Source organism: Dethiosulfovibrio salsuginis, assembly GCF_900177735.1.
In the GTDB taxonomy this organism is placed as follows: domain Bacteria; phylum Synergistota; class Synergistia; order Synergistales; family Dethiosulfovibrionaceae; genus Dethiosulfovibrio; species Dethiosulfovibrio salsuginis.
The window spans coordinates 25,132-38,131 of the sequence record NZ_FXBB01000006.1; the positions used below are offsets into that span (position 1 = coordinate 25,132).

Genomic DNA, 13,000 nt, shown 5'->3' on the forward strand with positions numbered 1-13,000 from the left:
TCATCCCTTTAAGCCATCCCTAAGAGCGGATATAAGATCTCTAGCGGAAGTCCGATTCATCCTTATCCTGTGTTGCATCCTTCCCAAGTCGTCTTTGATAAAAAGTATGAGCTGTGCCTCTCCGTCCTCCTGTTTCCTTATGTCCACGTCGAAGATCAAATCAGGGGCAGCAGGATAACAGCTGTCATCATCGACGTTTATAGTCGATCTCGCTAAAAAGTCCAAGGCCGAGGCCTTGTGGGTCATAGATGTCATTTTCAAACCTCCCGTTTTAACGGAATAACAAGTTTTACCGTAGTTCCCCTACCTGGCTGACTTTCTATAGTCAAGCTTCCTCCAACCAGAGAGGTCCTTTCCTCCATGCTGTTTATGCCGTAACATCCTCGGCTCTCTGCCTCCAGCTTGGCCTTATGGACGTCAAAACCTCTACCGTCATCCTTCACCACCGCTCTAAAAGAATCTTTCCCCATAGATACTCTAAGATCTATTCTACTAGCTCTTCCGTTTTTAACGGCGTTAACCATAGCCTGATATATTATCTTAAAGATATTCGATTTTAGGTATACAGGCATCTGCCATCCCGTTCCATCCACTGCCATACCCACGTCTATCCCGTACCGCTTTTCCATTTGAGCGACAAGCCTCTCAAGGGCTACATCTACTCCTTTTTCGATACCTGGAGGGTTAAGCCTCATAAGAAAAGCCCTTACTTCGCTATCCGCATCCTCAACTATGTTTCTCAGGCACCGTAGCTCGGAGAGGGCCTTTTCCGTCATGCCGGAAATAAGGTACTGTTCCGCTAGGTCAACCGACAGCACCGCCCCCCCAAACTTCTGAGCTGGCCCATCGTGGAGCTCTCTGCCCAGATGGAGCCCCTCCCTCTCCGCCATGGCTACCGCTGCAGCCAGAACTCCGTCTTTTTCCGGCGTCTCAACCTTACGCCCTGTGTCTATTATCTCTATGGCCATCCTGAAGCGACTGCCTAGTTCCTCGGTTTTTTTGAGGGTTTCCTCCTTCCTCTTTATTTCCCTGGCTAAATAGTCCCTCATAGATCGCAGGTTTTTCTCCCTTTCCTCCAGACTTCCTCTCATCTTCATCAGATGCTCTACCTGAAAGTAGGCCTCCTTTTCAACTGCCTCATCTCCAGATCTCGCGGAAGAGACCAGCAGCTCTCGAGCCTTTTGGCATTGACGACTACAGCTCTCGTTGGCCTCCAGGACTTCCTCGACCTCGACCTGTATAGATCCATATCTATCTTTTAACTCAATATACCGTTCGTACTCCTCCATCCTGATTTTACTCAACTCATCAAGCCCACCGGAGAGCACACTGCTCACATCATTAAATATATTATCTATACGATTAAAACTCAACTCTGGCATAAAAAAGCCTCCCACGATTGGATAAAGAGCCAAGACTATGAGGAACCTCTAAAAACGCTCATCCTCTGAGAGATCGTTCCGACAGAGCTCAGAGCCCCTATACTCGACATGCCACCTTTGAGTACGAATGGAGGCGACAGGAAATCGCTCCAATACAATTATTTGAAACAGGGCGTAGCCAGGACGGTCTCTTCGGAACTCGAAGATAAGCTTCTAGAGGTTCCCTAGAGTAACAAACGCAAAAAAATATCCCCTATAACCGGAACAGGTTGGCTTTATCTCTGATATATCGTAATATCGTCAGGAGATACCGTCCAACAGGATACTTAAGGGGGAATTTTTGTGAGAAAAATAACCGTCCTAGGCGGCGGTAGCTGGGGCACCGCTCTAGCTACCGTAGCGGCCAGAAACGGTAACACCGTTTCCCTGTGGTGTCGAAGGGAAGAGCAAGCCAGATCTATAACGGAAAGCAGAGAAAACCTAAGGTACCTACCGGGATCGCCTATACCGGATGAAGTAAAAGCGACCTCCAATCTTAAGGAAGCCCTTTCCTTCTCCGATCTATGGATACTTTCAGTCCCTACCCAAAGCGTCAGGCCGCTACTTAAGGAGATCGCCAAAGTCTCATCGAGGGAAAGCGTCTCTCTGTGCAACGTGGCAAAAGGGATCGAAACCCAATCCCTGAAAAGGATAAGCCAAATCGTCGAGGAAGAGATACCTCTAGCAAAGTATACCGTACTTTCCGGCCCTAGCCACGCGGAGGAAGTTATCAAAGGACTTCCCACGGCGGTGGTGGCTGCATCAGACTTATCCGATCAATACTTAATCTGGCAAAAGGCCCTTAACACCAACTTCTTCCGCATATACTCCAGCGACGACGTATGCGGCGTAGAGACCGGCGGAGCGTTGAAAAACGTCGTGGCTGTGGCCTCAGGACTGGCCCACAGCATGGAAATGGGGGACAACGCCATAGCCTCTATGGTAACAAGGGGCCTGGCGGAGATAATGAGACTGGCCGTCGCCATGGGAGCCCATCCGATAACATTGGCGGGATTGGCGGGCATCGGGGATCTAATGGTAACCGCATACAGCCGCCACTCGAGAAACTTCCGGTTGGGAGTGGCGTTAGGAAAGGGAATGACCTTAGACGAAGCTGTCGCCTCCTTAGGTCAGGTAGCGGAAGGGGCTTATACCGTCAAAGCGGCGGTCGCCCTAGGCCAATCCCTATCGGTAGATCTCCCTATAACAGAGGCAGTATACCAGGTACTTTACCAAAACAACTCGCCGGAGGAAACCATAAAGGATCTTCTTTCAAGAGATCCCAAACCGGAGTACCCTCCTCATGTATTTGAGGGTCAAAAGGTAGATCATTAAAACAGTTGCACTCAATAGTATCATGGTGTATAGTTTAGGCACGATCAAACGACATTGAGGAGGGGTTCTTGTGGCTGCTAACATAAACAAAGATACCTGCGTAGGATGCGAGGCGTGTGTCGGTATTTGCCCCGTAGAGGCTATAGCCATGGATGACGGCAAAGCCTGTGTGGACGAGGGAAAGTGCGTCGACTGTGGAGCTTGCGTTTCTGCCTGTCCGGTAGAGGCTATCTCTCTATAAGACAAAGATATTTAAAATGGCCGTCTCCCTGAGGGAGGCGGCCTCTGTCTGTGTTGACACCGGAAAGGATCGATTGGAAATGTCCATGGTAAAAATATTTGAAGGGCTCATGCTCATATGCTTTGGCATGGCCTGGCCCGCCTCTATACTCAAAAGCTTCACCTCTGGAAGCACAAAGGGGAAAAGCTTAGTTTTTCTGGTCGTAATTCTAATTGGATACGCCTCTGGCATAGCGAAATGCCTTCTTGAGCCGTCGATTCACTGGCCGGTATTCAGCCTTTACATCCTAAACACCCTTATGGTGAGCACCGATACCGCCTTATATTTTAGAAATAAACGTCGGGAAGCCACAGAATAAAACATGGGAAGAGCAAGAAGTGCTCTTCCCATGTTTTATTCTAAAAAATCCCTTAATTTTTTACTTCTACTAGGATGACGAAGTTTTCTCAAGGCTTTAGCCTCTATCTGCCTTATCCTCTCTCTTGTGACGCCGAAACGCCGGCCGACCTCTTCCAAGGTGTAGGAGCGACCATCCTCTAGACCGAAGCGATATCGCAGGACCTCCCTCTCTCTGTCCGAAAGGGCATCCAGCATCTCCTCTATCTGCTCATGAAGGAGGTTACAGGCCGCGGCCTCCTCTGGGCTAGGAAGATCTCTGTCCTCTATGAAATCCCCTAGCTGGCTGTCCTCTTCTTCGCCTATAGGGGTTTCCAGGGATACCGGAAGCTGCGCAATCCTTCTGATCTCCTCGACCTTGGTCACGTCTATCTCCATCTCCGCGGAAATTTCTTCGTCCGAGGGCTCCCGCCCAAGCTTCTGCACCAGCTGCCTTGCCACCCTCACCATCTTATTGATGGTCTCAACCATATGCACAGGTATCCTTATAGTTCTGGCCTGATCGGCGATAGCTCTGGTTATAGCCTGTCTTATCCACCAAGTGGCGTAGGTACTGAACTTGAACCCTTTGCGATAGTCGAACTTCTCCACCGCCCTGATAAGACCTAGATTGCCCTCCTGGATGAGGTCGAGAAAAAGCATTCCCCTTCCGATATACTTTTTGGCGATACTGACCACGAGACGAAGGTTTGCGTCTATTATCTTCTGTTTAGCTTTTTCGTCACCGTCCTCGACCCGTTTGGCAAGCTCAACCTCCTCTGCCGCGTCAAGCAGAGGAACTTTGCCTATCTCTCTGAGATACATCCTTACCGGATCGGTCAGAGGTATGTCGTCGAGCTTTCCAAGCTCATCTACGTATCCGTGTTCGTCATCGGAAGAGGAAGACGATGACTGCGCAGAGGGCTGGGAGCTCGCCTTGATCCGGGCGTCTCCTTCCTCTATGACCTCTATACCCATCTCCATAAGGTTCTCAAACACGTTTTCCAGTATCTCCGTGTTCCAGAATTCTATAGGGATGAACTTCTCTATGTCCTTTTGGGTGACATAGCCGTTTTTGCGACCTTGCATTATGAGCTCTCTGATTCGCTCCATATAGACCTTAAGGTCGTCACGAGAAATATTAACGTCTTTCGAAGCCTTACCTCTCACAGGAGATTTGTTCTCTGAACCTGCCATATAGCCACTACTCCCCCTACCTTTAGGAACCCTTTTTTTATACAAAACTACCTCTACCCATATTACATCAAAAAACGTCGATCTCAATGGGCAACAAGAGGCTAAAACGTCTTACGACGAAAGAGAGGGGATATATATATCCCCTCTCTTTCGTCGTAAGATCTATCGTCCAATAGGACTTGATTATACCACGAAGTACTCTATCGACAAAACTCAAAGGCTATGTACACCCCAAAAGAGCTACCTGGACATCTCCAATCTGTTTCTTTCCCTTAAAAGCGCGCAGACCTTCTCAACCAGCCCTTCGATCTCAGGCTTTGTTATCTGAGCATCAGCACCTATACTGGCGGCCTTACGGCGGATATCCTCCGCCATTATGGAGGAGAAGATAATCACTGGCATATCGCGATGAGCTTCGCTCTCTTTAACGAGCCTGGTAAGGGCAAAACCGTCCATTTTAGGCATCTCTATGTCGGAGATAAGCAGGTCAAAGTGCCCCGCTTCCTCCTCTGCGATCCGATCCCAGGCGGCTTTACCGTGACCGACGCTCTCTACGTTGTGAAAACCCCCTTGATCGAGGACATCTATGACCTGACGCCGAATTAGAGGTGAGTCCTCAGCGATAAGAATCCTGTAAACATCAAGGTTACCTAACCCGTCGGTCATTTTAGCGGCCCTCGCAGAATCCAGCTTATACTGTGACATAATAGAGGGATTGACGGTCTGAACGATTCTCTCATAATCGAGGAGAATGATGTTTCTCTCGTCCCTTTTTATCACGTAAAGGGAGTTCTCCCCTAGGAAAGAGCCTGTCAGAGAGGCGTCCAATTCGTCGGAGTTGATCCTATATATCCTCTCCACTCCGTCGACTACAAACCCTAGTTTTAGCTCGTTAAATTCAGCTATTATTATTTTACTGCTTTCCATCTCAACATCTGAGCTTATCTTAAGGTGTTTCCTTAGATCCACAAGGGGAAGGACCTCTCCTCTTACGGTTGTTATCCCTATCATCGCAGGATTGGCGTCGGGCACAGGTCTACAACCGGTCCAACGCAATATCTCTCTAGTTTTGTCCACGTTAATGGCGAAAGCCTGCTGTCCCAAGTAGAAAACCACAACCTGCCATTCATTAGTCCCAACCTCAGTAAGTATTTTTTCATTTACCCGCATAAAAACTACCCCCATTCGCACAGGTCGTCGAGTACCTCTTATAGTCTATCATAAAAAGCGCCTCCTTCTTCTACCAGCAAGACAAAAAGAAAATCCCGTGATATAGTCATCGCCATGACCTACTACAGCCCTCTCAGAAACGTTACTCTATATTCCGGTAAATTCATACACCGCCCTAACAGGTTCGTCGTAACCTGTACAGTAGGGCGGTCGTCGGTGTTATGTCACCTCCCAAACCCCGGAAGGCTTTGGGAATTGTTGATACCTGGGGCAGAGGTCATACTCACAAAAAACGAAAAGGGCAAAACCGACTTCACCGTTATAGGGGTAAAATCCTCCGAAGGCCCAATTCTCCTCCACACCCACAGGACAAACGATCTCGTTGAAGCCCTTTTGGCGAACGATGGGATACCATCCCTTAAAGGATACAAAGTGATAAAGAGAGAGATCACCAGGGGCAACAGCCGGTTTGACTTCCTCCTTGAAACCCCTCAGGGAGGCCCTTTTTTACTGGAGGTAAAGTCTTGTACCCTCTTTGGATCTCAGGGAGCTATGTTCCCTGACGCACCTTCCTCCAGGGCCACCAAACACGTGTCGGAACTGGGTAAAATATCCACCGAAGGGACTGAGGGAGGAATCTTATTTGTGGTACACTCCCCAAAATCCCGTTGGTTTTGTCCAGAATACCACACAGACCCGGATTTTGCCCGAGCAATCTTAGCGGAAAAAAACAGGCTTAAGATATCCTCTCTAGCGGTCAAGTGGGATGAAGACCTATCGGTGACGGCCTCTCCACGAGAGATCCCAATAAGATGGGAGACCTTGGAGGCGGAGTTCAGGGACAAAGGTGGATGTCTCGCCTTGTTTCACCTGCCTCATCGTGACCAGATAGCGATTCATCGGGAGAAAGAAATCTCCCTGGGAAAGGGATTCTGGGTTCTAGCCACAGGAGCGTCGAATAGCCTGCAAAAAATCGCCTCAAGGTTGAAAAACCGGTTGCCATCTCCAAAGATAATACCCTTTAGGGCAAATCACGACCTAGGACCTTCTCTATCTGGGGCCCTGACCCAAATAGCTTCACAAAAAATCGACGTTGGACCTCTGTTACCACAGGAGGCTGGAGCTCATCTCTTTAGATTCGACGAAAACCCTCTTGAGAGCTCTTCTTTTGTAAAAATAATAATAGAGACTAGAATAAATAGGCTTAATATCTAAAAAGAGAAAAGGAGAGAGTTGAATGTTTCACGAAATAGTAAACTGGATAGTCAGCACCGTAGGGGCTTTAGGTTACCCTGGAGTCATATTTCTCATGTTTTTGGAGTCGTCCTTTTTCCCCTTTCCCAGCGAGGTGGTAGTTCCTCCGGCGGGATATCTGGCCCATCAGGGACAGATGAACTTAGTCCTGGTGATTTTATCAGGAATACTAGGGAGCGTTTTAGGCGCTCTTTTCAACTACTGGATATCGGTAAAACTAGGAAGGCCTTTTTTTGAAAAGTACGGAAAGTACTTTCTGGTCTCCAGCGAAACGCTGGATAAATCGGAGCGTTTTTTCCTCCATCATGGCCACATAAGCACCTTTGTAGGAAGGCTCATTCCCGGACTTCGCCAGTACATATCCCTTCCAGCGGGAGTTGCCCGAATGCCTTTGATGGCCTTTTGTGCCTTCACAGCAGCAGGAGCGGGTATCTGGGTGATTATACTGGCTCTTGTCGGATACTGGCTGGGAAGCAACAGCGCTATAATGCTACAGTACATCCACCAGATAACCTTAGGCCTTCTGGCTCTCTGTGCCTTATTGGTGGCCTTTTACGTGTTCAGAATTAAAAAAAAGGGAAAGAGGAACATGGCCTAGGATCAGGCCATGTTCCTCAAAACGGAGAGAAGTAAAAACAGGTGGTTCTCCGGGCTTCTGGAAATAGCCCCCCCAAAATGCTCCACAACTTTCTTAGATCGGGTCAGATATGACTCATCCCCTGTGATAAGCCACAGGGATACCAGATTTCCGGCCATCACCGCCGCCCCAGAGGGAACCGATCCGTCCTGTCCCGAGGAATAGGGGAAGAGAATCCCCTCTCCTCCTTTGGAGTTTACCCTGTAGCTATCCTCCCATGAAAAAAGCTCTCTGGCTCGTCCCTCAAGGTCCAAGGAGGCGTCGAGCCATTTTTTATCCTCCGTGGAGCGATAAAGCTCTACGGTAGCCCAAGTCAGAAAAGCGTAATCCTCCAAGAAAGCGGGAACTCCATCGCAGTGCACTACACTACCCTCTAAAAAGATAGAACAAACCCTCTCAGCCATCCTAACGTAATTAGGTCTGTCCATCAACCTACCACATCTAGCCAAAGCGACTATAGCCAAAGCGTTCCAATCGGTAATAATCCTGTTATCCAGGGACGGAGCGGCTCTGTTCATCCGGGCAGAAGAGAGTATCTGACATCCCTTAGATAGGAGGTCCACAAGGTCTTCAGGATCCTCAAAACCCTCCATATCCGCCATTTTCTCTAAGGAGGATGGCATAGAGGGAATGGAGTCAGGACCATCGATGGCAAAACATCCTCTGAAAATCGGCCCATCGGAACCTAAGAGGCTATCGACCTCCTCTTTCGACCAAGAATAATATCCTTTCCTCTCTGGATCGAAAGGCCTTCCGACGAGAAATCCTCTCTCAGGATCGAAAAGGTCCATAGAGATGTAGGCTAGAGCCTCATCGGCAGCCCTCCAGTAGGACACCTTGCCGTACCTATCGAACCCCTCGGCGAAGGCTATGGCCATCATGGCCTGATCGGAGAGACGTTTTTCCAGCATGGGATTTGACCAGTCTCTGGATTTGGAGTAGGAGAAAAAGCCTCCCCCTAGATGATCCCTTATGGCCCTCTGGGACATGACATCCAAGGTCCTGGAGAAAATCGAATCCGATACCTGGCAATCAAAAACCCGGCTGTACTCGCCCAAAAACAGAAGCCTCGGTACCATAGGGGTTTTTGTGTCTTTCCCGAATCCTCCAAACTCTTGATCAAAATCCTGTTGAATTTTCGAGACAGCTTCTTTGAGGGCATCCTCTAAAGAGACATCTCCTCCAACCTCAGTAGCTTTTTTGACCCCCTCCATTATCTCCTCCGAAGCGCTTAACACCGACTGATTTCCAGTCAGCCAAAGCCATTTTATCCTGGGCAGACAATCGACCATGCCGGGGTTTGAGGGAGTCCCCTCCAATGGCATATATCTGGCGACGAAAAAGGGCTTGAGATCGGGAGTCAAAAAAAGGTTCAAAGGAAAGCCGCCCGAACCATTCATGACGCAGCTAGTTACTAAAGCTATCTCCCAGAGAAAGGGATACTCCTCTCTATCTATTTTTACGGATATAAAATCCTCGTTCAGAGCCTTTACAACATCTTGGCTCAAAAAAGAACACTCCTCCATCTCCAAAGACAGAGGTGACATATTGGAGCGGATGAAAAGATATAAAGGCTTATTCTCATCTTTAGCCCTTCTCAGGGCCTTCTCTCCCCATCGTTCCCACTTGATCTCCTCTAGGTCATGGGATTTCATCCAACATCTCTCCTCACCAATTCGATCAAAAAGCCCACACCGTCGAGGGTTCTCCAAGCCCCTGCATCTACCAGCTGGGAAGCTGAGAAGACTCCCGAAGTGACCCCTACACCTCTCATCCCGGCGGAACAGGCGGTCTTCATGTCTATATCGGTGTCCCCGACGTAGACGGTCTCGGCTAAATTTCCACCTAGATTTTCCATCGCCGCCAGGATCATATCGGGCTCAGGCTTAGGTCTATATTCCTTTCCCAGCCCCATAACGAGATCGAGATGATCAAAAAGCCCTACCGCCCTGACTACCGGCTCGGCGATCTGACGGTTCGTCGCCACACCTACTTTGATTCCTATGGATCGGAGCTTTTCCAACATCGGGAGGGTGTCGGGAAAGGGAACTATTCCCGCATACTCGGTCTCCCTAAATATCCTCCTATACTCCGCCAACCAGGCTTCATCGTAATCTCCCCAGAGCCTATGTAAGCCGGTCTCAAGGGGGATCCCTATGATGCCTAAAACCTGATCCTTCGTGACCGATGGAAGTCCCATTTTAGACGCCACGGCGTTCACGCAGTCGGTAATCCCCTGGCTGCTGTCCACCAAAGTCATATCAAAATCAAAAAGAACCACCTTTATCAACAAAACCACCTCTTCCCGTCTATAGTCAGCACCGATAAACTCGAAAAAGGAACCGGGATAATCCCCGGTTCCTTTTCATGATATGTAGAAACCTGATTGTATGTTACTCCTTATCGAGCCAGGGATAAAGGGGTTTAGCGGCACAGACCTCAAGTAATTCGGAACGAACCTGTTTAAGCACCGATTTATCCTCAGGGCTGGAGACGACCCTGTCTATCCACTCGGCTATCTTTACCATCTCGTCCTTTCCAAAACCTCTGGTCGTAACAGCTGGGGTACCAACCCTTATTCCGCTGGTGATGAAGGGACTTAAAGTCTCGAAGGGGACGGTGTTCTTGTTGACGGTTATACCGGCCTCGTCGAGGGCTATCTGAGCGGCTTTTCCTGTGACTCCCTTATTGGTGAGGTTAAGCAAAATCAGGTGGTTATCCGTTCCACCGGAGACAAGGTGAAAATCCCTCTTTACAAGCTCTTCCGCAAGGGTAGAGGCGTTTTCCACGACCTTTTTCTGATAATCCTTGAACTCGGGGCGAAGGGCCTCTCCAAAAGCCACGGCTTTAGCGGCTATGATATGCATCAGAGGGCCACCCTGCATTCCCGGGAAAATAGCGGAGTCGATTTTCTTGGCGTGCTCAGCGGTACACATTATCATACCACCTCTAGGACCTCTCAAAGTCTTGTGGGTCGTGGTGGTCAAAAAGTCGCAAAACGGAACGGGATTTTTGTGATATCCCGCAGCGACGAGACCGGCTATATGGGCTATATCGAACATCAGGTAAGCGCCGACCTCGTCGGCTATCTGGCGAAAAGCCTCGGCATCTATCTCTCTAGGATAGGCGCTCGCTCCGCAGACGATCATCTTTGGATTATGCTCTTTGGCCAGACGACGGACCTCGTCGAAATCTATGGTCTCAGTATCCTTAGACACGCCGTAGGGAATGACGTTATAGAGCTTACCGGAGAAGTTGACCGGCGATCCATGGGTAAGGTGTCCTCCGTGGCTCAAATTCATGGCGAGAATGGTATCTCCAGGCTCAAGGACGGAAAAGTACACACCCATGTTGGCCTGGCTTCCAGCGTGAGGCTGAACGTTGACGTGGTCGCAACCGAAGAGCTGTTTAGCCCTCTCTATGGCCAGATCCTCCGCCTTATCGACGACCTCACAGCCACCGTAATAGCGTTTATGGGGATAGCCCTCGGCATATTTGTTGGTGAGGACCGAACCTGCCGTAGCGAGCACCGCAGGGGAGACGAAATTCTCCGAGGCGATAAGCTCAACCTGCCGCTCCTGACGGTAGGCTTCCTCCAGGAGAATGGATGAAATCTCAGGATCGACCTGCTTCAACATGGCTGCAGCTTTTCCAAACATCATATACCCACCTTTCAAAATCATAGGCACCGAAAAGGTACCTTAAGAGAATCGAACCAACCTAAGGGTTATTATAACAAAAACTCCAATCCCATATAGGCCTAAAACATTGGCTTTTCCACCGGCGAACTATCAACAAAACCGAAGAGTCGGGCACAAAAGAATACAAAACGCCAGGAAACACGTTTTTATGGACAAAGCTAAAAACATGACCATGAAAAAACCAAGGTCTCTGGAACGTAAATAAACAAAAATGGTCGAAACACGATATCTCCACTAAAAAGAATACTCTCGTTTAGATTAACGACAAACACAGGAAGTAGCTCTGTGATATAGTACACAACAACACGTAGGATATCGGATACATAAAAAGATCCAAAAGGAGGGGTATAAATGGACCGAGAGAGCCTAAAAAGAGCCCTCTGCGACAGCATAGACAGTTGGGCAGAGAGGGCTATAGACCTTGCCATGGATATAGAGAGGGAGCCTGAACTAGGTTTTAAGGAACACAGGACATCGGAAAAAGTCTCCAGTTTCCTGGATTCCATAGGAATCGACTACGAGAGAGGTCTAGGGATAACAGGGGTGAAGGCATCGTTACGGAAGGGATGTGCAGGTCCGAATATCGCCCTGTTAGGTGAATTGGACGGAATAATATGCTCCGACAGCCCTAAGGCGGACCCAAAAACCGGAGCAACCCACACCTGCGGACACCACCTCCAGATAGGGACTCTGATGGCCGTCGCCGCGGGGTTCGCAGAGGCGAAGATAGAGGATCACCTGGGAGGCAACGTCACGTTTTTCGCTGTCCCTTCGGAGGAGTTTATCGAGATAGGCGAAAGGTCAAACATGAGGACCGAGGGCAAGATAAACTTTCTCGGCGGGAAACAGGAACTAATAAGGATAGGTGCCTTTAACGATATAGATATGGCAATGATGGTTCACGCATGGACGGACATGCCCGAGCCGTCGATAGGGATAGGGGAAACGGGAAACGGTTTTGTGGCAAAAACGGTCCGCTATACAGGGAAAGCCACCCACGCAGCAGCGGCTCCCCACGAGGGGATAAACGCCCTGAACGCGGCGGTACTGGGCATCAACGGAGTGCATGCCCTACGAGAGACCTTCTTAGACGACGATCACGTGAGGGTCCATTTCATCATCACTAAAGGAGGTGACACCGTCAACAGCGTTCCATCGGACGTCAGGCTAGAGGCATACGTACGGGGCAAAACCTTGACCAGCATCGACGATACCCACGGCAAGTTCGATCGGGCCATGAAAGCGGGAGGAGACTGTGTCGGGGCTATCACCGAGATCCACACCATACCGGGCTATCTCCCTCTCGCCTGTAACCCCAGGCTTAACGACGTCTTCGCCAGAAACGCCTCTATCCTCCTCGACGAATCGAGGATAACGAGGACAGGCCATTTCAACGCCTCCACCGACATGGGAGACGTCTGCCATATAATGCCTGCTATACACCCCTACACAGGCGGGGTCACAGGGGCCCTCCATTCAAAGGACTTCACCGTGGTAGACTATCGAGCAGCGGTGATAATCCCCGCTAAGATAATGGCCATGACTGTGGTGGATCTTCTGGCCGATGGAGCATTAGAGGGGAGGGATTTATTAAATAACTTCAAGCCACTCATGACAAAAGAGAGCTATCTCAGGACCTTAGGAGGGTATTTCTCCTGATTTAGGTGTA

General features: G+C 49.4%; 13 protein-coding genes. 6 read left to right on the plus strand and 7 right to left on the minus strand.

The annotated features are described in order from the left end of the window. Positions 1 to 255, minus strand: coding sequence for a hypothetical protein (locus tag B9Y55_RS03740; RefSeq protein WP_085544026.1), 255 nt, complete (start codon positions 253 to 255; stop codon positions 1 to 3). 2 nt (positions 256 to 257) lie between these two features. After that, positions 258 to 1,382, minus strand: a complete 1,125-nt coding sequence (locus tag B9Y55_RS03745; protein ID WP_085544027.1) for a sensor histidine kinase — start codon at positions 1,380 to 1,382, stop codon at positions 258 to 260. Positions 1,383 to 1,724: 342 nt separating this feature from the next. Between B9Y55_RS03745 and B9Y55_RS03750 the strand changes: the two genes are divergently transcribed. From B9Y55_RS03750 to B9Y55_RS03760, 3 genes are all read left to right on the plus strand, one after another. Further along, positions 1,725 to 2,756 carry an NAD(P)H-dependent glycerol-3-phosphate dehydrogenase gene (locus tag B9Y55_RS03750; protein WP_085544028.1) on the plus strand — a complete coding sequence of 344 codons (1,032 nt, stop codon included), beginning with the start codon at positions 1,725 to 1,727 and terminating at the stop codon, positions 2,754 to 2,756. 70 nt (positions 2,757 to 2,826) lie between these two features. After that, positions 2,827 to 2,997 (plus strand): indolepyruvate ferredoxin oxidoreductase subunit alpha, encoded by a 171-nt coding sequence (locus B9Y55_RS03755; protein WP_085544029.1) that lies wholly within the window; start codon positions 2,827 to 2,829, stop codon positions 2,995 to 2,997. 16 nt (positions 2,998 to 3,013) lie between these two features. After that, the gene (locus B9Y55_RS03760; protein WP_234986120.1) at positions 3,014 to 3,355 is read left to right on the plus strand and encodes a hypothetical protein; all 342 of its coding nucleotides are present in this window, start codon (positions 3,014 to 3,016) and stop codon (positions 3,353 to 3,355) included. A 35-nt stretch (positions 3,356 to 3,390) separates the two neighbouring features. Here B9Y55_RS03760 and rpoD read toward each other — a convergent pair whose 3' ends face one another. Further along, positions 3,391 to 4,485: an RNA polymerase sigma factor RpoD gene (gene rpoD, locus B9Y55_RS03765; RefSeq protein ID WP_407641440.1), complete on the minus strand. Its 1,095-nt coding sequence runs from the start codon at positions 4,483 to 4,485 to the stop codon at positions 3,391 to 3,393. A 324-nt stretch (positions 4,486 to 4,809) separates the two neighbouring features. Beyond that, entirely contained in the window at positions 4,810 to 5,739 is a 930-nt protein-coding gene (locus B9Y55_RS03770; RefSeq protein ID WP_085544031.1) for a chemotaxis protein CheV, read from the minus strand. A gap of 114 nt (positions 5,740 to 5,853) precedes the next feature. On the opposite strand from B9Y55_RS03770, the gene sfsA reads away from it, so the two are divergent. Then, a complete protein-coding gene (gene sfsA, locus B9Y55_RS03775) occupies positions 5,854 to 6,954 on the plus strand; it encodes a DNA/RNA nuclease SfsA (protein WP_085544032.1) in 1,101 nt (366 codons plus the stop codon). A 22-nt stretch (positions 6,955 to 6,976) separates the two neighbouring features. Further along, on the plus strand, positions 6,977 to 7,591 hold the full coding sequence (locus B9Y55_RS03780) for a DedA family protein (RefSeq protein ID WP_085544033.1): 615 nt from the start codon (positions 6,977 to 6,979) through the stop codon (positions 7,589 to 7,591). A gap of 2 nt (positions 7,592 to 7,593) precedes the next feature. Here the strand turns inward: B9Y55_RS03780 and B9Y55_RS03785 are convergent, their stop codons facing one another. The 3 genes from B9Y55_RS03785 to B9Y55_RS03795 form a co-directional block, all read right to left on the minus strand. Next, a complete protein-coding gene (locus B9Y55_RS03785; protein WP_085544034.1) occupies positions 7,594 to 9,285 on the minus strand; it encodes a thioredoxin domain-containing protein in 1,692 nt (563 codons plus the stop codon). Then, positions 9,282 to 9,911 (minus strand): HAD family hydrolase, encoded by a 630-nt coding sequence (locus B9Y55_RS03790; RefSeq protein ID WP_234986122.1) that lies wholly within the window; start codon positions 9,909 to 9,911, stop codon positions 9,282 to 9,284. Before B9Y55_RS03790 ends, B9Y55_RS03785 begins: the two co-directional genes overlap by 4 nt. A gap of 112 nt (positions 9,912 to 10,023) precedes the next feature. Beyond that, positions 10,024 to 11,289, minus strand: coding sequence for a serine hydroxymethyltransferase (locus B9Y55_RS03795; RefSeq protein WP_085544036.1), 1,266 nt, complete (start codon positions 11,287 to 11,289; stop codon positions 10,024 to 10,026). Between the two features lie 393 nt (positions 11,290 to 11,682). On the opposite strand from B9Y55_RS03795, the gene B9Y55_RS03800 reads away from it, so the two are divergent. Beyond that, a complete protein-coding gene (locus B9Y55_RS03800; protein ID WP_085544037.1) occupies positions 11,683 to 12,990 on the plus strand; it encodes an amidohydrolase in 1,308 nt (435 codons plus the stop codon). Positions 12,991 to 13,000 lie beyond the last annotated feature (10 nt).

Coding starts and splice junctions, on each gene's coding strand:
- B9Y55_RS03740 (WP_085544026.1), bottom strand. CDS start 255: ATGACATCTATGACCCACAAGGCCTCGGCCTTGGACTTTTTAGCGAGA.
- B9Y55_RS03800 (WP_085544037.1), top strand. CDS start 11,683: ATGGACCGAGAGAGCCTAAAAAGAGCCCTCTGCGACAGCATAGACAGT.
- B9Y55_RS03795 (WP_085544036.1), bottom strand. CDS start 11,289: ATGTTTGGAAAAGCTGCAGCCATGTTGAAGCAGGTCGATCCTGAGATT.
- B9Y55_RS03760 (WP_234986120.1), top strand. CDS start 3,014: ATGGCCGTCTCCCTGAGGGAGGCGGCCTCTGTCTGTGTTGACACCGGA.
- B9Y55_RS03785 (WP_085544034.1), bottom strand. CDS start 9,285: ATGAAATCCCATGACCTAGAGGAGATCAAGTGGGAACGATGGGGAGAG.
- B9Y55_RS03780 (WP_085544033.1), top strand. CDS start 6,977: ATGTTTCACGAAATAGTAAACTGGATAGTCAGCACCGTAGGGGCTTTA.
- rpoD (WP_407641440.1), bottom strand. CDS start 4,485: ATGGAGCGAATCAGAGAGCTCATAATGCAAGGTCGCAAAAACGGCTAT.
- B9Y55_RS03745 (WP_085544027.1), bottom strand. CDS start 1,382: ATGCCAGAGTTGAGTTTTAATCGTATAGATAATATATTTAATGATGTG.
- B9Y55_RS03770 (WP_085544031.1), bottom strand. CDS start 5,739: ATGCGGGTAAATGAAAAAATACTTACTGAGGTTGGGACTAATGAATGG.
- sfsA (WP_085544032.1), top strand. CDS start 5,854: ATGACCTACTACAGCCCTCTCAGAAACGTTACTCTATATTCCGGTAAA.